General features: G+C 63.0%; 14 protein-coding genes and 1 tRNA gene. 4 read left to right on the forward strand and 11 right to left on the reverse strand.

Features of this window, described 5'->3' with window-relative positions; translation table 11 throughout:
• Positions 1-8 precede the first annotated feature (8 nt).
• Positions 9-1967 carry an acetoacetate--CoA ligase gene (locus MESCI_RS12210; RefSeq protein ID WP_013530253.1) on the forward strand — a complete coding sequence of 653 codons (1959 nt, stop codon included), beginning with the start codon at positions 9-11 and terminating at the stop codon, positions 1965-1967.
• Between the two features lie 325 nt (positions 1968-2292).
• On the opposite strand, the gene MESCI_RS12215 is transcribed toward MESCI_RS12210, so the two are convergent.
• Positions 2293-6075, reverse strand: a complete 3783-nt coding sequence (locus MESCI_RS12215; protein ID WP_013530254.1) for a PAS domain S-box protein — start codon at positions 6073-6075, stop codon at positions 2293-2295.
• A 248-nt stretch (positions 6076-6323) separates the two neighbouring features.
• Here MESCI_RS12215 and MESCI_RS12220 point away from each other — a divergent pair, with 248 nt between their 5' ends.
• Both MESCI_RS12220 and MESCI_RS12225 read left to right on the forward strand, forming a co-directional pair.
• Entirely contained in the window at positions 6324-6782 is a 459-nt protein-coding gene (locus MESCI_RS12220; protein ID WP_013530255.1) for a phasin, read from the forward strand.
• Between the two features lie 369 nt (positions 6783-7151).
• A tRNA-His gene (locus MESCI_RS12225) sits at positions 7152-7228 on the forward strand.
• A 413-nt stretch (positions 7229-7641) separates the two neighbouring features.
• Here MESCI_RS12225 and lhgO read toward each other — a convergent pair.
• The 3 genes from lhgO to MESCI_RS33050 are packed head-to-tail and all read right to left on the reverse strand — an operon-like array spanning position 7642 to position 9735.
• Positions 7642-8832 (reverse strand): L-2-hydroxyglutarate oxidase, encoded by a 1191-nt coding sequence (lhgO, locus tag MESCI_RS12230; protein ID WP_210161361.1) that lies wholly within the window; start codon positions 8830-8832, stop codon positions 7642-7644.
• 26 nt (positions 8833-8858) lie between these two features.
• Positions 8859-9221 carry an ATP-binding cassette domain-containing protein gene (locus MESCI_RS32590; RefSeq protein ID WP_276325704.1) on the reverse strand — a complete coding sequence of 121 codons (363 nt, stop codon included), beginning with the start codon at positions 9219-9221 and terminating at the stop codon, positions 8859-8861.
• Positions 9109-9735 (reverse strand): ATP-binding cassette domain-containing protein, encoded by a 627-nt coding sequence (locus MESCI_RS33050; protein ID WP_276325695.1) that lies wholly within the window; start codon positions 9733-9735, stop codon positions 9109-9111. The genes MESCI_RS32590 and MESCI_RS33050 overlap by 113 nt, the downstream gene beginning before the upstream one ends.
• On the opposite strand from MESCI_RS33050, the gene MESCI_RS12240 reads away from it, so the two are divergent.
• Positions 9629-10975, forward strand: a complete 1347-nt coding sequence (locus MESCI_RS12240) for an NAD(P)/FAD-dependent oxidoreductase (protein WP_013530257.1) — start codon at positions 9629-9631, stop codon at positions 10973-10975. The two genes, MESCI_RS33050 and MESCI_RS12240, sit on opposite strands and share 107 nt — an antisense overlap.
• Positions 10976-11031: 56 nt before the next feature.
• On the opposite strand, the gene MESCI_RS12245 is transcribed toward MESCI_RS12240, so the two are convergent.
• From MESCI_RS12245 to MESCI_RS12275, 7 genes are all read right to left on the reverse strand, one after another.
• Positions 11032-12300, reverse strand: coding sequence for a D-tagatose-bisphosphate aldolase, class II, non-catalytic subunit (locus MESCI_RS12245; protein ID WP_013530258.1), 1269 nt, complete (start codon positions 12298-12300; stop codon positions 11032-11034).
• The gene (locus MESCI_RS12250; protein ID WP_013530259.1) at positions 12300-13286 is read right to left on the reverse strand and encodes a tagatose kinase; all 987 of its coding nucleotides are present in this window, start codon (positions 13284-13286) and stop codon (positions 12300-12302) included. The genes MESCI_RS12245 and MESCI_RS12250 overlap by 1 nt, the downstream gene beginning before the upstream one ends.
• Before the next feature lie 37 nt (positions 13287-13323).
• The gene (locus MESCI_RS12255; RefSeq protein WP_013530260.1) at positions 13324-14541 is read right to left on the reverse strand and encodes an ROK family transcriptional regulator; all 1218 of its coding nucleotides are present in this window, start codon (positions 14539-14541) and stop codon (positions 13324-13326) included.
• A 171-nt stretch (positions 14542-14712) separates the two neighbouring features.
• A complete protein-coding gene (locus MESCI_RS12260; protein ID WP_013530261.1) occupies positions 14713-15726 on the reverse strand; it encodes a substrate-binding domain-containing protein in 1014 nt (337 codons plus the stop codon).
• 44 nt (positions 15727-15770) lie between these two features.
• Positions 15771-16739 (reverse strand): ABC transporter permease, encoded by a 969-nt coding sequence (locus tag MESCI_RS12265; RefSeq protein ID WP_013530262.1) that lies wholly within the window; start codon positions 16737-16739, stop codon positions 15771-15773.
• A 31-nt stretch (positions 16740-16770) separates the two neighbouring features.
• The gene (locus MESCI_RS12270) at positions 16771-18294 is read right to left on the reverse strand and encodes a sugar ABC transporter ATP-binding protein (protein WP_013530263.1); all 1524 of its coding nucleotides are present in this window, start codon (positions 18292-18294) and stop codon (positions 16771-16773) included.
• Positions 18295-18355: 61 nt separating this feature from the next.
• Positions 18356-19243, reverse strand: coding sequence for a sugar phosphate isomerase/epimerase family protein (locus MESCI_RS12275; protein ID WP_013530264.1), 888 nt, complete (start codon positions 19241-19243; stop codon positions 18356-18358).
• Positions 19244-19273: the final 30 nt, after the last annotated feature.

Below are 19273 nucleotides of genomic sequence, written 5' to 3' on the forward strand. Positions count from 1 at the left end.
GAACGATCATGGCTGCCGAACAACCGCTCTGGACACCGACGCAAGACCAGATTGACGCAGCACCCTTGACCGCCTTCACCAAAACCGCCGGAGTGAAAGCCGGCGTAGCGTTTTCCTCGTATTCGCAGCTTCACGCCTGGTCGGTCGAGGACCGTGAAGGGTTCTGGAGCCTGGTCTGGGATTTCTGCGGCATCGTCGGCGACAAGGGCGATAAGCTGCTCGTCGACGGCGACAAGATGCCCGGCGCTTCTTTCTTTCCCGATGCGACACTGAATTTCGCCGGGAATCTGCTGAAGAAGACCGGCTCAGGCGACGCAATCGTGTTTCGCGGCGAAGACAAGGTCGAGCGCCGGCTGTCCTGGAACGAGTTGCACGCGCTGACCTCGCGGCTGCAGCAGCTTTTCCTGTCGCTCAAGGTGAAGAAGGGCGACCGCATTGCCGCCATGATGCCCAACATGCCGGAGACCGTCGCCGCCATGCTGGCCGCCGCCTCGATCGGCGCCGTCTGGTCGTCCTGCTCTCCCGATTTCGGCGAGCAGGGCGTGCTCGACAGGTTCGGCCAGATCGAGCCCGTCGTCTTCATCGCGCCGGATGGCTATTGGTACAATGGCAAGGCGATCGAAGTCGCCGACAAGATCGCTGCGGTCGCGGCCAAGCTCGGCACTGTCCACAAGATCCTGGTCGTCGACTATCTCGGCACATCGAGCGATGTCGCCGGGATCATCGACAAGGCGGTGGCGCTGGAAGAGGCGCTGTCGCCCTTCGCCGGCAAGCCCGTCGCCTTCGAGCCGCTGCCGTTTTCGCATCCGCTCTACATCCTGTTTTCGTCGGGAACGACCGGCATTCCCAAATGCATCGTCCATTCGGCCGGCGGCACGCTGATCCAGCATGTCAAGGAACACCGGCTGCATGCCGGTCTCACCGACGGCGACCGCTTTTTCTACTTCACCACCTGCGGCTGGATGATGTGGAACTGGCTGGTGTCGGGTCTCGCTTCGGGCGCGACGCTGCTGCTCTATGACGGCTCGCCCTTCTATCCCGACGGCAATGTGCTGTTCGATTTCGCCGATGCCGAGAAGATGACTTTCCTCGGCACCTCGGCCAAGTTCATCGATTCCGTGCGCAAGGCCGGCCTCAAGCCGATCCGCACGCATGATCTGTCCACTGTGCGGGCAATCTCCTCCACCGGCTCGCCGCTGTCGCCGGAAGATTTCCGCTTCGTCTATGACGGCATCAAGAAGGACGTACATCTGGCCTCGGTCTCCGGCGGCACCGACATCGTCTCCTGCTTCGTGCTCGGCGTGCCGACGCAGCCGGTCTGGACCGGCGAGATCCAGGGACCCGGCCTCGGCCTGGCCGTCGATGTCTGGGACGACGACGGCAGGCCGGTCCGACAGGAGAAGGGCGAGTTGGTCTGCGCAAAAGCCTTTCCGGCGATGCCGATCGGCTTCTGGAACGACCCCGATGGCAAGAAGTACCGGGCGGCCTATTTCGAGCGCTTCGACAATGTCTGGTGTCATGGCGATTTCGCCGAATGGACCGAGCATGGCGGCCTCATCATCCATGGCCGCTCCGACGCCACGCTCAACCCGGGCGGGGTGAGGATCGGCACGGCGGAGATCTACAATCAGGTCGAGCAGATGCCTGAGATCCTGGAAGCTTTGTGCATCGGGCAGGACTTCGACAACGACGTGCGCGTCATCCTGTTCGTGCGCCTGGCCGCCGGCGTGCAGCTCGACGAGGATCTGGAAAAACGCATACGGGCAAAAATCCGTAGCGGCGCGAGCCCGCGTCACGTGCCGGCAAGGATCGTCGCCGTCACCGACATCCCTCGCACCAAATCGGGCAAGATCACCGAGCTTGCGGTGCGCGACGTGGTGCATGGCCGCGCCATCAAGAACAAGGAGGCGCTCGCCAATCCAGAGGCGCTTGAGCTGTTCAAGAACCTGCCGCAATTGGCCGAGTAGCTGCTAATGCATGTCGCTCAAAAGTGGCCCGGTTTTGAGACAACGACATGCATGAAAAAAGACGTTCCGGCATGGTTAACGAAATATCTCGCTAGAATTTACCTAGATTTCATGAGTGGTACACATTCGTAAATTTTCCGGCGCCCCGGTAAGGAGTTGTTAAGGTCCGGCGTCGATAGTCGCAGGTAACTTGAGGGAGAAATCCCGTTCCTCAGCCCCGAGGATCCGAATTCGCTCAAGCCCCCGTTGTGACAGCAATCCCATCTCTTAAGGCGCCTTTGGGCGCCTTTTTCTTTTTATCGGGATCGAAGCGTGGAGGGCTGATCTATTCCGCGAGCACACGGGTCGATGGAAAAGCGACCTCGACCAAGGTGCCTTCGCCCGGGGTCGAATTGATGGTGAACCGGGCACGGTTGGCTTCCACCATCGCTTTGGTCAAAGGCAGTCCAAGCCCGGTGCCGTCGCCGCGTCCGCGCTTCAGCGCGTTGATCTGCTTGAACGGCTTCAGCGCCTGCTCGATCTCGGCATGGCTCATGCCGATGCCGGTGTCGCGCACCCGCATGACGACGTCGCCCGACGTCTCATAGGCGGTCGAGACGATCACCTGGCCGCCGGCCTGGGTGTAGCGGATGGCATTCGACAGGATGTTGAGCGCGATCTGGCGCACGCTGCGCAGGTCCGCCACCACTTCCGGCAGCCGCGAAGCGAAGCTGGAGCGGATGATGACCCGTTCGCGATTGGCCTGCGGCTGCATCATCGCCACCGTCTCGGCCAGCGTGTCGTTGAGCGACACCGCCTCATAGGCCATCTCCTGCTGGCCGGCCTCGATCTTGGAGATGTCGAGCAGGTCGTTGACCAGGTCGAGCACATGATTGCCCGAGCGGTTGATGTCGCGCAGATAGTCGCGGTAGCGGTCGTTGGCGACAGGTCCGAACTTCTCGTCGACCATCAGTTCGGAAAAGCCGATGATGGCGTTGAGCGGGGTGCGGATCTCGTGGCTGATGCGGGCGAGGAAATCGGTCTTCTGCGAGGACGCGCGCTCGGCCACCGCACGTGCCTGCGTCAAGTCCTCTTCGGCCCGCTTCCACTGCGTGATATCGCGAACGACGGCGCAGAAGCCGCTGTCGTTGGGCAGCCGGCCGATGGTCATGAACAGCGGAATGAAGCGGCCTTGCGATTCGCGCCCGATAACCTCGCGGCCGTCGTTCATGACACTCGCCACGCCGGGCTCGGACAGTCCGTTGAGATAGTCGCGTGCCGCGCGCTGACTTTCGATGGCAAACAGCGAGGCGAACGGCTTGCCGGTCACATCGTCGCTGTCGAAGCCGAACAGTGCTTCGGCCGGCCGGCTGATCGATCGGATGGTGCCGTCACGGCCGATCAGCACGACGCCGTCGGTGGCGGTGTCGATAATGGTGCGCATCTCGGCGATGCGCGCCTTGAGCTCGGAAATATCCGGCTGCGTCTGCTCGTCGCCAACCACATGCAGGCTCGCCGGCGCATCGTCCTCGCCGGAGCGTCGCACGACCAGCATCAGCGCCTTGCCGTCGCGCCAGGGGACAGAGCGCAAAATGGCCTCGATCGGGAATTCCTGTCCATCACGCGTCTTCAGCCGCAGCGCGCGATCGGTGCCGTCGGAAACGCCGTCGTCGGCATAGGGGTCGGCAAACAACGCGCCGAGGCCGCCGGCATCCGCCAGATCGTCGAGCGCCTCATAGCCGGTCAGGCTGAGGAATTCCTCGTTCGCATAGTGCAACTGGTCTCCGGAATGGATGAGCAGCGGCACGGGCAGCTTACCGAGCAGCGACGTGTCCGGGGCCTTGTGTTCATCTCCGGCGGAAAACGCCGACGGCACGAACCCTTCGGCCTTGAGCGGCGGAACCTGCAGGCGAGGGCGCTCGACGCGTATTTCCGCAGCGTCGCCTGCATTGACGGCTTGCTCGGCAACCGCCCGCTCGTCAGGCGACGCGGCTTCCTCGTCGGGCTGCGCCCAATCCTCGCTGTCTTCGGCATCGCGAAAATCTGCTGACGTCATGCTGTCGTCATCGAGGACGTCATGTGTCGCGTCAGTGGCTTCAGGCTCTTCGCCGGGCGAAACCGCAGTGGTGTTCTCTGGTTCCGCCGCCACGGGGCCACGTTCGTCATCTTGGCCGGCATAGTCCAGCAACGAGCCCGTCACATTCATCCCAGGGGGGGCTTCACGAGCAGCTTCGTCCGGGTGACCGTCAAGCCGTGCCAGATTCTGCTCGTCTTCGGCATCGACATCGGTCTCGGATGGCTCGACCGGTTCGTTCTCTGGCCCTGACGCAGGGATGCCGCCGGCGCGCATCGGGTCGTCGGACACCTTAACCGGAGCCTCGGTCTCCGCTGCCGACGCCTCAGCAGTCTCAGTCTCTGGTGGCTCGACCGGAGCACTATCCTTCTTCAGCCGCTCGCCGATTTCGCGGAACGCGCTGCGTTCCAGGGTCGAGAGGCCCTTGTCGTTGGCTGGCTGGCGATGTTCGGCGAGCCGGATCACCTTGTCGGCAAAGCGCCGCTCCTGTTTCGGCACGATGGTCAGCGCCGGCACCTCGCCCTTGAACGGATCCGATGCCTGAGCGTCCTCGGCCCTGGGCTCCTCAGCGTTCGGCTGTTCGGGCGCGGGTTGGATGACTTGCGGTTCCGGCGTTGCCGGCGCCCGGCCATTGGGCACCAGCGCCATGCCGATGGCCTCCGGATCGACGACCGCGTCGCTGGCGCGGGCGACGCCGAAGCCGCGGAAACCCTCGAAGGCGCGGCTGCGGCCATAGACAGGCAGCGCCGCCAGGTCGACGGGTATCTTCAGATCGGTGCCGACGACCGGCCACAGCACGGAGCGCCCGGACCAGGTATCGCGCCGTTCGAGGAGCCCCGATATCTCGCCCGAGGGGTCGAGGCCGAATGTGGCGGCGACATCCCTGAAGCGTCGGCCAATCACGTCGGCCGCCGGCTTGCCGACGATGTCGGCGAATTCCGGCGACAGCGCACTGAACTTGCCTTCGGCATCCGTGCGCCAGACGAAGCGCACCGGCGCCGCTGCGCGGTCTATCGCCGAGACGGTCGTCGGCGTGGCCGCGGAGGTGGACTGGACTTCCAGGGCCGCCGGCTCTTGAGGCGCTTCAGGTCCGGACGCAGCTGGTCGCGGCGCCTGTTCCCCTCCGTCCTCGCCGGCGTTGAAGTACCAATGGTCGTGTTGCGCCGGTGTGGGCTCTGCTGCCGCCTGATCGCTGTTGGCAGCCGTCGGCGCCTGCCCGATCGCGTCGGCGATCGCATGCGGCTGCGATGCGGCGACGTCCTCGGTCGGCAGTGCGGCGCCTGGTTCCTCGGTCGGTGTCTCGCCACCCTGTTCCGGCTGCGAAGCCGCATCGCCAGCTGGTGCCGCCTCGGCAATGGTTTGCGTGAGGTGTTCGCCCGCAGGGGCTGTGTCGTCGAGCTGGTCCTCGTCGATCACCACCAGCAGATGCCGCTCCTCGGTCAATCTTGCCAGACCTGCCGGGTAGGAGGCCGTGCCGCCCGGGACAAGGCGCTTGACAATGCGGTCGCTCTCGGCTGCGACGTCGGCAACCAGTGCTGCCAGCGTCTCCGGCAGGATGCCCAGTGCCGAAAATCCTTCCGAGGCCGCCTCGACGTTGCCCCTGGCATCGACAAAGGCGATGAAATGACCATCCTCGGTGAAGCCGCTAATGGCGCGCGCGGCGATTTCGCCGGCACTGCGTGACCCTGTCTGAGCCGCCGGCACTGCCAGCATGATCGCCTTCTCGGCGTCCGGCATGGTCACCGCACTGGCCAGGAAGCCGACGGCGCGGCTGGTCATGCCGGTCGCCAGCCGCACCATGATGGCGCGGTCGCTGCCAATCTCGGGAAATCCGCTGGTCGCCATGATCTGGCGCCTGGCGATCACGGGCAACTGCGCCGAGGCGCCTATGATCGCCTCGATGTCGGGATAACCGAACATCGCGGCTCCTGGCCCATTGGCCCAGATCACCTGCTCCAGATCCGCCGACAGGATCGCGATCGCGTCGCCTGCGGCAAAGCGCTGGCGGACCGCGTCGAGCACGGCGACATCGAGGAAGGAATATTCGGACGGCATGCGCTTGGCGGACCTCACGGAGCGGCGATTTTGCAGTTAACGCTTTGTTAATAAAAGCCGGAGGCGCGAAGGTCCACAAGCCAGAACGTGCAAAGGCTGGAATCTGGGCTCTTGGTTAACGGCCCAAAAGAAATTTATGGTGCACTGCAACAAAGATATTGCAATGCACAAAATTTGCCTTTATATTGCCATCATACATGAACGAGACGGCTTTCTGTCAAAGCCGCTGCCGCTGAAAAGGATGGAAAATGTCCAGGACCAAGACCGCCGAGACGATCGAAAACGTTGAATTCCCGAGCTTCGACGCTTCCAAGGCGACTGACCAGATTCGCGCTTTCGCCGAAAAGGGCGTTGAGCAGTCGAAAGAGGCTTATGCCAAGCTGAAGACCGGCGCCGAGGAGACCCAGAAGGCTCTGGAGTCGACCTACGAGACCGCCAAGACCGTTTCCAACGACCTGTCGCTCAAGACCATCTCCGCTTTGCGTGCCAATGCCGAGGCCGGTTTTTCCCACCTCGAAGCCCTGATCGGCGCCAAGTCGCTGTCGGAAGTCGTCGAGCTGCAGACCGCCTTCCTGCGCAAGCGCGTCGAATCGACCGTCGAGCAGGCCAAGGACTTCCAGGCCGTTGCCTCCAAGGCCGCCGAGGACGTCTCCAAGCCGATCAAGACCGCCTTCGAGAAGGCGATGAAGGAAATCAAGGTTGCCTAACATTTGCGCATGATCTGAAGATGCAACAAAAGGTCGCATTTTCTTAAAAACGATCAGGTGTATGATGGCAGCCATCAAGGAATACCCGGTGAGTGGAACCTCCTCCCTCTGCTCCCCGGGGTGACCAGCCAGCACCTCCTCCCGCTGGCTCGTAACAGGAAAAGGCCGGCACCTCCTCCCGCCGGCCTTTTTCTTTGTCCGTCGCCTGGTCCTTGCCTGCGCCTTCTTGCTGGGCGAATGCCGCGTCGATGTTGGTAAGTGACCTTTGCTTTCCAAAAGCCTTGAATTAGAATCCATAAGCCCGTAAGGACGCATCGCCGAACGACAGAGCGGCGGATGAGTTTCTGTTTCGATCCGCTCAGGCAACGTGCCGTTGTAGCTCAGATGGTTAGAGCGCCGGATTGTGGATCCGGAGGTCGCTGGTTCGATCCCAGCCAACGGTACCACAAATAGCGACATAATTTCAAAGACTTAAAGGCTTCTGGTTAGCTAGGCTGGCTTGGGTGTCGGTGCGTCCTATGGACGTGTACCATTCTGGTGCCATAGGGAGGCCGTCCAGCTATGACGGTCGACAAAATGGCGGTTAGCCCGGAGCGAACCCTGCCAATGACGTCAGCCGTCGTTTCGCCTGAGATCTTTGCGCAGCCAAAAAAGCCGTCGTCCACACGGAACCTTTGCTTGCGGAAACCGCGGGCCAAGTTGCTACCCTTTCGCCGGGAGCGGGATTGCGGGCCTGGTGGTGCGCCGATCTGGTTCCGACGCAAAAGCTGCGTTGGCCGCGGCCGGTGCCCTAATTCCCTTCTTGGCCAAGACGGATACTCCAGCGTTCAGTTGGGCTCCAGTGCGTACCGCCTCATTTTCAGCAGCCCTGTATGAGGCGATCTCGAATCATCTCTGCAATCGGGATCGCCGAGGTGGCGGCGGGGGAAGGCGCGTTGCAGACGTGCAGCATGCGGTCCGTTTGTGCGAACAGGAAATCATGGATGGGGGCACCGTCCTTGCGCACGGCTTGTGCGCGGATGCCTGCTTCGTGCGGGAGCAGGTCGGCGAGCTCGAGGCTCGGACAGTATTTCCGGCACTCCTCCAGATAGCCTGGCTTCCAGAGCGAGTTGCGGAGTTCCGTTACCGCAGATCCGCGGTTGGCGAACACGGTTTTCCAGAAGCCGGGAAACAGCGCGTAGTCGGCCATGTCCGAAACATTGAACGAAAGCCGTGGATAGCCTTCGCGGGCAAAACCGATAACGGCATTCGGCCCGACCGTGACGCTGCCGTCGATCATCCGCGTCAGGTGCACGCCAAGGAAGGGCAGGGCTGGATCCGGGACGGGATAGATCAGATGGCGGACGATGTCGTTCTTCGATGCGGGAAGGCGATAGTATTCGCCGCGGAAGGGAACGATGCGATGCTCGATCGAAAGCCCGGCGAGCACGGCCAGCCGGTCCGATTGGAGACCGCCGCAGACCACCAGTTTTTTCGCCTGCCAGTTTTCGCTGGCCGACGCGATATCGACGGAATCGATGACTTCGCGAATGCCGGTGACGCGCGTCGACAGGCGGATCTCGCCGCCAAGCGCCCTGATGCGCCGCCCCATGGCTTGGCAGACATCGGCATAGCTGACGATGCCGGTCGAGGCCACGAAAAGCGCGCCGAGACCGCGGATGTTCGGTTCCCGCTCCTTCAATTCACCCTCGCTGACGCGCCGGACTTCGATCGTGTTCTGCTTCGAGCGTTCGTGGAGCGCCTCCATGCGCTGCATTTCGAGTGCGGAGGTGGCGACGAGCAGTTTGCCGCAGACATCGAAGCGGATGCCGTTCTCCTGGCAGAAGGCCTTGGTGGCATCCGCGCCCTTGCGGCAGAGCTCGGCCTTCAGGCTGCCTGGCGGATAGTAGATGCCGGCATGGATGACACCACTGTTGTGGCCGGTCTGGTGCTTGCCGAGAGCCTCCTCCTTCTCCAACAGGATCAGGCTGCAGCCGGGATATGTTTCCAGCAGCCGCATGGCCGTCGCCAGGCCGACGATGCCGCCGCCGATGATGCAGTAGTCGAAAATCATTGTTGTAGCCCTTGCCTGCCCGATTATGCGTGCGCCGTCTGACGATCGCCATAGCCGAAATAGGCCTTTTCCAGCGCATGCCCGTCGGCAAGCTCGCTTGCCGAACCCTCCAGCGCGTTATGGCCGTTGCGCGGCACGTAGACGCGGGAAGCGAGGTCGAGAATGCGAGCGGTGGACCGTTCGACGACGAGCAGGGTCAGCCCGCTGGCGTTAAGCTGGCGGAGGCTTTCGTAGACCTGGTCGATCACCAGCGGCGCAAGGCCAAGCGACGGTTCATCGATCATCATCAGCGACGGGCGCTGCAGGATGGCGCGGGCGATGGCAAGCTGCTGCTGCTCGCCGCCGGAAAGGTGGCCGGCAACGCCGCGGTAGCGGGTCCTGAGGATCGGAAAGATTTCCAGAACCCGTTCCCAGATCGGCGGCCGCTTCGGCCTTGTCCTTGCGGATCATGCCGCCGAGCAGCAGGTTTTCCCGCACCGTCAGTGTCCGGAAGATACTGCGGCCTTCCGGCACCAGTGCCAGGCCCTTCCGGCATAGCTTTTCCGGCGCCTGGCCGGCGATCGACTCGCTGTTGAAGGCAAGCGTGCCCCCGGTCGGCGCCATGAGCCCGGAAATTGATTTCAGAAGCGTGGATTTGCCGGCGCCGCGATCTGGCCTCGTCGTTCCCGGCAAGCAGCAGCTGACGATCAATCTCCTCGCGTGGTATCGACATCTCACGGCGGCCAGATATCGCTGCCCTGATATCAAGTGCGTAGACCGGACGCCGCTGCGGAATACCAAAGGATAGTGCTCTTTGACAATCTTCCCCTTCACCGAAGCCACCCCGATCCAGTTCCAGCAGCCCCTGCCGAGGACCTCGGACGTCGTGATCATCGGCGGCGGGGTCATTAGCGTGACCACGGCACTGTTCCTGGCGCGCCGCAACATCTCGGTGACGCTGCTGGAAAAGGGCCGCATCGCCGCCGAGCAATCCTCGCGCAACTGGGGCTGGATCCGGCAGCAGGGCCGCGATGCCGACGAACTGCCGATCGTCATCGAAGCGCAGCGCCTCTGGCGGCAACTGGCACAGGAATGTGGCGAGGACATAGGACTGAAGCAGACGGGCGTTACCTATCTTGCGCGAACAGACAAGGAGATGGCCGGCTTCGCGAAATTCCTGAAGATCGCCCAGGCTCATGGCGTCGACACGCGTCTCCTCGACCAGGGTGAGCTGGCAAGCCTGATCCCGGCCATGTCGCGACTGTTCAAAGGCGCAATGATCACTCCATCGGACATGCGGGCAGAACCTTGGGTCGCCGTGCCCGCGCTTGCTCGCCTGGCGGCCCGCGAAGGCGCGACGATCATCGAGAATTGCGCGGCACGTATGCTCGACATCTCCGCGGGACGCATCAGTGGCGTCTGGACCGAGAAAGGGCTCATCGCGGCCTCGAGCGTCCTCGTCGCCAGCGGCGCCTGGACGTCGCTGTTCCTGCGCGCCCACGGCATCTCGATTCCGCAGCTCAGCGTCAGGGCGACCGTCGCTGCGACAGCGCCGATGGCGGAAATCCACGCCGGTGCCGCCGCGGACGAACGCATCGCTTTCCGGCGCAGGCAGGATGGCGGGTACACGCTCGCATCAGGAGGCAGCAGCCAACTCTACATAGGGCCGGATGCATTTCGCCATGCAGGCAAATATGTCAGCGCCCTGATGGCCAATCCGTTCGGCACACGCTACCTGCCGGCCGCGCCGCGAGGCTACCCGGACGGCTGGTCGACCCCGCGCAGATGGAACGCGGATGAAGAAAGCCCTTTCGAACGGATGCGCGTCCTCAATCCGGCTCCCGAGACGTCGGCGCTCCGCGCCATCGACGGCGGGTTCAGGGAGCTTTTCCCTCAGTTCACGACTGTGCCGCTCAAGGCGAGCTGGGCGGGCATGATCGATGCGATGCCTGATGTCGTGCCCATCGTCGATCGCGCCGCTGCGATACCAGGCCTCGTTGTCGCGACCGGGATGAGTGGCCACGGCTTCGGCATAGGACCCGGAATTGGCCGCATTCTGTCCGATTTGATCCAGGGCAACGAGCCCGGGCACAATCTCCACAGGTTCCGTCAATCCCGTTTCAGCGACGGCAGCCCGATCCGATTGGGACCATCGCTGTAAGCATTTCTGCCGCCCGCCAGCCCATCCGCTCTGGCCTTGAAGAACCGGACGAGGGCTCAGGTGCCGCAGGCCCGGGCGTAGATCTCGATGCTTCGCTGGACGTGATCGATCGCGATCTCCTCGACGTCGCAGGCTCGGTCAGCCCAAGCGAGCGCCGAAGGCAGGTGCTGGAGAAACAGCGTCACCGGCACCTTGCGGCCCTTCAACGCGTCGAAGAGCCGATCGCAGGCGGCACGGGCTTGCGGGGTCGCCCAATAATATCGGATGCGATCGGAATAGGAGTAGTGGCGCAGCGTCCGTCTGTCGGCATCGCTGCCATGATAGTGGCTTGCCCAGTTCTTGGGCGCGGCTTGCATCAGCTCTTCCATGGCCTGATAAAGCGGCCGCTCGCCATAGAAAGGCACCAGATCGGAAGCGATCAGGTCGAGCGCGTACAGCGCCTCGCGCAGTTTGAAGGTCAGCTCGGGGCCGACCTTAAGGATGGCGAAGCCGTCCTCAACGAGTTCACGCAGCGGCCTCTCGCCCTGATAGTCCGTCGAATGGGCTTCGAAAATGAGCGACGGCAATGTGTTCAGAGTTGCCGCCAGATCGCTGGCCTTGGTCCGATCGTAAAAAATCACATTCTGGTTGCCGAACTCCACGCCCGGCTGCACGACAAGCCCGATGACGCGGGAAAACGCGCTTTCAAGCCCGGCGGCCTGGAATGCTTTGGCGTGAATGGCATGTGTCTGGCGAGCCGCCTCCGGACTGGTCGGGGTGATCGCATCCAACGCGTGATCGGCGCCACCGGGAGGCGGCACCTCCGTCCCGATGATGTAGACCGGGCTTGCCCCGCCGCTCTGCGCGGCCGCCTGTTCCGCGACGCCCGCCATTCTGGCTGCGCGCTCGGCCACCGTATGGTCGTCTAGCGTCGCCGGTTCACCCGCGCAGCCCATCGATGCATCGAGATGGATCTTGCGGAAGCCGGCGCGGACATAAGCATCGACCATTGTCCCGGCCTGCGCCATCGCCTCCTCGGCGGGCCGGTCTTTCCAGGGATTGGGACCGAGATGATCCCCGCCAAGCACGATCAGCTCTGTCGGGCACTGCTCGACTGCCGCGAGCGCTTTCACCATCGCCGCGAAATCGGACGGCGTCATGCCCGTATAGCCGCCCAGATGATTGACCTGGTTGCACGTCGCTTCGATCAGGACGGTGGTGCCCGTGTCCCGGCCGTGCCGCAGTGCGGCTTTCAGCACCAGGGGGTGCGCCGAGCACACCGAGGTTACCCCGATTTTCTTTCCTTCCCTGTGCAGGCCCGGCACATCTTCGATCGCCACACGCATCAGCTTCTTCTCGCCGTTCTTGCCATGAAATCTTCCAGTTCGGCCCGCGTGCCGGCTCCCTCCATGGGGCCGAGGCGTGTGACGTTGCGCGCCCCTGCCGCATTGGCGAATTCGAGCGAAGTCCGCAGCGGCATCCCTAACCGCCGGCATGCGACATAGGCTCCGCCGAAACAGTCGCCGGCGCCGGTGGGGTCCGTTTCCTCGACGATGAGGCCGGGGCAATCGGCGCGGGCTCCGGTGCTTTGACGGGCTGACGCGCCATGTTCGCCGCGCTTCACGGCGATCTCCTTGACCCCTCGTCTGAACAGCGCCTCGATCGCGCGTTCCTCCCCGTCCGTGCCGGCGGCCAGGAACAATTCATTGCCCGACGGCAGCAGCAGGTCCGCTTTGTCCACCAGGCTCGCGAATTTCTCCTCGGTCTGGCCGTGCGCCAGCAATTCCTTGCGCAGGTTCGGATCGAGCGACATGGTGCCGCCGCGTGCCTTGATCAGCGGGATCGCGCGTTCGGTGATCGCCCAGGCTGCGGGGCTTGCGAACACCGTTCCCATGACGTGGATATGCCCGCAACGCGCGATCAGCGCCTCGACCTGCGGGGTCCATTCCAGTCGAGCGGCGGCGGATTTGGCGATGTTGTAGACGAAATCGCGGCTTCCGTCCGTGCGGTAGCGGACAAAGGCGCTGCCCGTCGGATAATCCGCGGAAACAGCGATGGCGGAAGTGTCTACGCCATCTCGCTTCAGGCGCTCCATGTTGACCGCGCCGAAATCGTCGTCGCCCACCACGCCCACCATCGCGGCCGCTCCGCCCATACGCGCGCATTGATCGATGAAGATGGCGGGCGCGCCGCTCGGAAAGGGGCCAATGAGGTCGATCGGTTCCCGGAAACCGGTGCCTGTCTGCCTCGCGACGATCTCTACCAGGATTTCTCCAATCGTCACGGTTGGCCCGAGCGAGTCCGGTGCAAGCGTTTGGGGGAGGTCGTTCATCAAGCGTCCAATCCTGGGTGTGGTGTCGTTTGCGGTTTCACGACGCCGAGGCGTCTGGACCGGAAACCGCGTCCTTGTTGAGCATCTGGTTGTCGAGCGACATGAAGCGCTGATGCATCATGCAAGCGGCTCCGAAGGCAGCTCCATAGATGGCGCTCTCGTTGAAAACGATCTCGGGGACAGGAAAGGTCGCGGCCTGGAGCTCGCGGATATGCGCGTCGACCCGTGCGGCGACCAATGGATACAATTCCGCGACGGACCCGCCCAGCACGATGCGGTTCGGGTCGATCAGCCGCGAGATCTGCACGACTGCAAATGCGAACAAGACAGCCCATTCTTCGGCGAGCTGCACCGCTTGAGGAACACGATCGCGGACGTCACGCAGGAACAAGTCCAAGTCGGCGTCCGGCCTGTACTGGCGATAGGATGACAGGATGCGGTCGCGCCCGAAGGCCTGCTCCAGATTCCGGTATGTCGGGTTCCGTGTCTTGAGGTGGCCGACTTCTCCGGCCAGGCCATTGCCGCCGCGGAACAACTTGCCGTCGATCACAATTCCGCCACCGACGCCGTTTTCGATGACCATGAAGAAGGTGACGCCGCTCGCCGCTTCCGGCTGGCTGTATGTGATGCCGATGCCGAATGCGTTGCCGTCATTTTCCGCGGATACCGGGATCTCGGCCGGAAGAAGGCTGCGGGCAAGGCCTGTGAGATCGACATTGCGCCACCCCAGGATCGGTGCGACGTGGATGAAACCATCCTGGTTCATTTGTCCGGGCACCGCAATGCCGATGCCCTGACATCGCGCCAGGCTATCCTTCCGCATCTCGAGAAACACCTGTTCGATCGCCATGTGGACCGCGGCCTCCGGATCGCTGTCATGTCCTTCGAAGCGCGTCATGGCGCTGCGAACGATCTTGCCCGCGAGATCGATCTCGACGCATGTCATATGTTCGACACCGATCTCTATGCCGGCGAAGAAAACGGCTTCAGGCACGATTTCCACGAGGATACCCGGTCTTCCGGCCCTGGGCTGGCCCGCCGGATTCGCGACATCGTTCTCCGCGACTTCGCGAACGAGTCCGGCCTCGACCAACTCCAGGACGATATTGCCGGCGGACGAGCGGTTGACCCCCATATGCCTGGCGAGATCGGCCCGGCTCAAAGGGCCGAAGCGGTGGAGCGCGTTCAGCGTCGCTACCGAATTGCTCTGGCGGATCCTGCGAGGCGAGCTGCTGGCGAAGGTTACATGGTTCATGGCGGACTCCGCATGTTCGTTCCCAGCCTATACTTCACCCGAGCTTGTTTTTCCTCCGGCAACGCAAAGTCCTCAAAAGAATGAACCGCCTGATGTCGGAAGCAAGCAATTCCCGCTGCGCCGGACGCGAAGGAGAATGCCGCGAGCGAGCGGCATCCTCCTGTTGGAGCGTCAATTGCCGACAAGCACCTTGTCGACATTCTCGGAGGTCACCGCCAGCCACGGCACGTAGTAATGCTGGTCCTTGCCGTCGTTCCAGGCGAGCTTGCCGCCGTTTACGTCCCAGACAGCCGCGCGCGGCTTGTAGCTGTCGCCGACGATCTTGTGCAGCGCGAGGTCGATCGCCCCTTGCGCCTGTCCGTTGGCATCCTGGAGGATGGACATCGACTGTTCGCCACGCTTGACGGCTTCAAGCGCGTCCTTGATGCCGTCCACGCCGGCGACCGGAACCGTCTTGGGATCCAGGCCGTGGTTGCGGATGCCCTCGATGGCGCCGACGGCCATCTCGTCGTTTTCGGCCAGGACGCCCTGGATCGCATCGCCATGCGAGGTCAGGAAATTCTCCATCAGCGTGATGGCCTCGGCGCGTGACCAGTTGGCGGTGTTCTGCTCCAGGATGGTCACTCCGGGATTTTCCTTCAGCACCTTCTGGATCCCTTCAAGCCGCTGTACCTGGGCCGACTGGCCCAGCATCCCTTCCAGGATCACGACCTTGGCCTGCGGGCCGGCCTTGTCGATCACCGCCTTGGCCAGCATTTCGCCGGCCTCGACATCGTTGGAATTGATGTAGGCGTCGTAGAGCGCGGTGTTGGAAACCATCGTGTTGGAGCCGAACACCGGGATGCCGGCTGCCTTCGCGCGCTCGATCGGTTCATTGCCGGCGTCGATGTCGACCGGGATGAAGATGATCGCGTCGTATTTTTCGGTGATGGCTGTGTCGAACAGGTTCGACTGCGTCAGCACGTCCTGGCGACCGTCGAGAACTGTCAGCGTGGCGGTACCGTCCGCAAGCGCGGGGTGCGCCTTGGCGGCATCGGCCCACAGAACATTGTACTCGGTGTTGAGGCTCTGGACGATCGCCGCGATCTTCAACGTCTTGGCGTCGGCCGAACTCCCCCCGAACACCATGCCTGCAAGGGCAAGGCCGGCCGCTGCTCCCATCAGGAAGCGTCTTGTCGTTTTCATGTGCATTTCCTCCATGTTGCGTGCGGCCGCGCCGCTTGCGCCTGTTACTCTCTCCCGGCTCGGGAGCGGTCGATCAGCACCGCGAGGACGATGATCGAACCCTTGATGATCTGCTGGTAGTATGAGGACACCCCCATCAGATCGAGACCGTTGCTGATCATGCCGATGATCAGCACGCCCACCAGCGTGTAGCCGATGCGGCCGATGCCTCCGGTGAGGCTTGTTCCGCCGATGACCACCGCCGCGATGGCATCCAGTTCGTAGCCGATGCCCGCCTGTGGCAGGGCGGACGTGGTGCGGGCCGTCAGCATGACACCCGCGAGACCGGCCAGCGCGCCCATGATGACGTAAACCGAAAAGATGATGCCGCTGGTGTTGATGCCGCTCGTCTTCGCGCTGCGCGGGTTTCCGCCCACCGCATAGACCCGTCTTCCGTAAATGGAATAGCGCAGGACGATCGCCGCGACAGCGAAGACGATGGCGAAAATGATCACCGGTACCGGTATGCCGAGCACGAGACCCTGTCCGAGCCAGCGGAATTCGAGGCTGAGATTGGGAATCGGGCGGCCGCCGCTGTAAAGCAGCGTCGCGCCGCGCGCCACGCTCAGCATTCCGAGCGTGGCGACGAAGGCCGGCACCTTGAAGTAGGCGATCAGCCCGCCATTGACGGCGCCGCAAAGCGCGCCCACGGCGACGCCGGCCGCGACTGCTAGGAGCGGATTGAACGCATCCGCGCCGGTGACCAGGCTGGCCGCCACGGCGCCGGCCAGCGCCAGGAGCGAACCGATGGAGAGATCGATGCCGGCCGTCAGGATCACGAAGGTCATGCCGACAGCCAGCACACCGTTCATGGAGACCTGCCGCAGAACGTTCAGCAGATTGTTGGTGGACAGGAAGTTCGGCGACGCCAGCGACAACACGACGAACAGGAGGATAAACGAGATGACGATGCCATAACGGGCGATGAACTTTCCCAGGCTCATGCCGCTCATGCTTTGACTGGCGGATACCATTGGATTCTTCTCCACGAAATGGATCGTCTGGCTAGGAAGCCAGATGAACGAGGGTTTCCTGGGTGGCCTCGGGTCCGGCGACCTCGCCTGCGATGCGGCCCCGGCGAAAAACAACGATGCGATCCGCATTGGCGAGGATTTCGGGCACCTCGGACGAGATCATCAGCACGGCGTTTCCCGCCTTCACGAAATTGCCGAGGAAGGCGTAGATCTCGCGCTTGGCGCCTTCGTCGACGCCGCGTGTCGGCTCGTCGCAGATCAGGATCCTGGGGTTGGTATCGACACAGCGCGCAAGGACAACCTTCTGCTGGTTGCCGCCGCTCAGGGATTGGACGGGCAGGTCCGGCGACGCCGTCTTGATGGAGAAGCGCTTGATGTGCTCGACCACGCTCCTGGCTTCCGCCGATCCGTTCATGAAGCCCTTGCGCGCATAATGCGGCAGGTTGGCCACGGTGATGTTGTGGGCGACCGACGCGGTCAGCGACAGGCCCGTCTGCTTGCGGTCCTCCGTAACCAGCGAAATGCCGGCGCCGATGGAATCGGCGGGCGTCTTGAGATCGATGGGCTTGCCCTCGATCAGCACCTGGCCGGAATCCCGCGGCTCGTTTCCGTAGAGCGCATTCACGAACTCGCTGCGACCGGAGCCGAGAAGCCCGTATATGCCGACGATCTCTCCCGCATGAACGGTCATGTCGATGTCGGCGAACTTTCCCTTCGATGCAAAGCCGCGGGCTTCGAGCAAGGGTTTCTGCGGGCCGGTATCCTTCGGTTCGCGATGATGGTCCAACAGGTTGCGGCCGACGATCGACCGGATCAGGCCCTTGCGGTCGATTTCGGAAATCGATCCGCCGCCTACGAAACGGCCGTCGCGGAAGACCGTATAATCGTCGGCGATCTCGAAGATCTCGGTCAGGCGGTGCGAGACATAAATGATGCCTACGCCCTCCGCGGTCAGAGTGCGGATCGCGTCGAACAGCATCTGCGCCTCGCGCTCGCCAATGGCCGAGGTAGGCTCGTCCATGATCAGGATGTCGCTGCGGCGGCTGATTGCCTTGGTGATCTCGACGAGTTGGGCCTGCGCGATCGAAAGATCGCGCAACCGCGCACCAGCGGGGATGTTGAATTTCAACCGCGCCAGGATCGCCTCCGCGTCGCTTAGCATGCACTTGTCGTCGACGAAGAAGCGGCCGCGCCGCTGTTCGCGGCCGAGATAGAGGTTCTCGGCGACGGTCATGTCCAGGAACGGGCTAAGCTCCTGGGTGATGATGGCGATACCGGCATCGAGCGCCTCGGCGGGGGAGGAGAAATTCACCTCCCGGCCTTTCACCGTGACGGATCCGGCGTCGCGCCGCAGCATCCCCATCAACACGCCGAGGAAGGTGGACTTGCCGGCACCGTTGCCACCGCACAAGGCATTGACCGTCCCGGCGCGCAACCGAATCCGCCCGTCGACCAGGGCGGGAACGCCTGCAAAGCGCTTCGCGACATTTTCGGCGCTGAGGAGAAGCGGCGCGGTGGCGCCGTTCTCGTTGGTGATAGCTTCGTTCTGCGTCATCTTCCCGTCCTCCTCGGGATGAGATGGCGCGGGCGCTTGTCGGCCCGCAGCCCTTTCGTCTTCAGGCAGCCTTGTTGATCTCGGCCCGGCGCACGGCTTCTTCCCAACGGCTTTCGATGAAAGCCTTGGCATGCGCGGCGAGCGGATTGTTGTCGGTCCAGGTGTCGCGCCAGATGCCGCACACACGCGACAGGGCTTCATCGACGATGGCGCTGGAGAAGCTCTCGAAGGTGACGTCGCGATTGTGGAAGCCAATGTCCACCAGCGCGGAAAAGATGCTCGCGAAATCGATCGTACCGGTGCCGAGATAGCCGCGGTAGTTCTCGTTGAAGTGGAAATAACCGAGCTTGTCCCCAGCCAGACGGATCGCCTCGGCCTGGCTCGCCTCTTCGATGTTCATGTGGAACGTGTCGAGATGCAGGAAGACGTCGTCACGGCCGGTGTCCTTGATGAACTTCAGGCCTTGCGCGGTCGTGTTCAAGAGGTTGGACTCGAAGCGGTTCACCACTTCCAGAACGATCTGCACGCCGCTATCCCTGGCCACCTCGGCTGTCGCGGCGATGGCGTCGGCGCTGTTCATCCAGCCGGTTCGCGTGGGCAGCCCGTCATACTTGCCGTGCATCGAATAGAGAATGCCGCCCAATCGGATGCCGCCGATGTCGCGGACCGCCTTGACCGCGTCGGACAAGAGCGCCTTTCCCTTGGTGACCACGGCCTTGTCCTCGCTCGAGACGTCCGCATCCGCCGACAGGCCCATCGTGACCACGATCTCGATGTCCAGTTCCTTGGCTTGCTTCGCCAGGCGGTCGAGGTCGAATTTCTCGGGCCGCAGATAAGCGAACTCGATCAGCCGGTAACCATGATCCGCCGACTTGGCGAGTGCCATTTCCAGGCCCTCCTGGGTCAGGCCGTTTGTCCAGACAAATGAATGGATACCAAGACGCCGCATTCAGATCCTCCGATAATTAGGTTTGCATGT

This window comes from Mesorhizobium ciceri biovar biserrulae WSM1271 (assembly GCF_000185905.1).
Taxonomy (GTDB): Bacteria; Pseudomonadota; Alphaproteobacteria; order Rhizobiales; family Rhizobiaceae; genus Mesorhizobium; species Mesorhizobium ciceri.

Bases quoted from the DNA above. Each gene is read 5' to 3' on its own strand.
- MESCI_RS12275 (WP_013530264.1), bottom strand. From the start codon at position 19,243: ATGCGGCGTCTTGGTATCCATTCATTTGTCTGGACAAACGGCCTGACC.
- MESCI_RS12255 (WP_013530260.1), bottom strand. From the start codon at position 14,541: ATGAACCATGTAACCTTCGCCAGCAGCTCGCCTCGCAGGATCCGCCAG.
- MESCI_RS12220 (WP_013530255.1), top strand. From the start codon at position 6,324: ATGTCCAGGACCAAGACCGCCGAGACGATCGAAAACGTTGAATTCCCG.
- MESCI_RS12215 (WP_013530254.1), bottom strand. From the start codon at position 6,075: ATGCCGTCCGAATATTCCTTCCTCGATGTCGCCGTGCTCGACGCGGTC.
- MESCI_RS12270 (WP_013530263.1), bottom strand. From the start codon at position 18,294: ATGACGCAGAACGAAGCTATCACCAACGAGAACGGCGCCACCGCGCCG.
- MESCI_RS12245 (WP_013530258.1), bottom strand. From the start codon at position 12,300: ATGCGTGTGGCGATCGAAGATGTGCCGGGCCTGCACAGGGAAGGAAAG.
- MESCI_RS12210 (WP_013530253.1), top strand. From the start codon at position 9: ATGGCTGCCGAACAACCGCTCTGGACACCGACGCAAGACCAGATTGAC.
- MESCI_RS12265 (WP_013530262.1), bottom strand. From the start codon at position 16,739: ATGGTATCCGCCAGTCAAAGCATGAGCGGCATGAGCCTGGGAAAGTTC.
- MESCI_RS12260 (WP_013530261.1), bottom strand. From the start codon at position 15,726: ATGAAAACGACAAGACGCTTCCTGATGGGAGCAGCGGCCGGCCTTGCC.
- MESCI_RS12250 (WP_013530259.1), bottom strand. From the start codon at position 13,286: ATGAACGACCTCCCCCAAACGCTTGCACCGGACTCGCTCGGGCCAACC.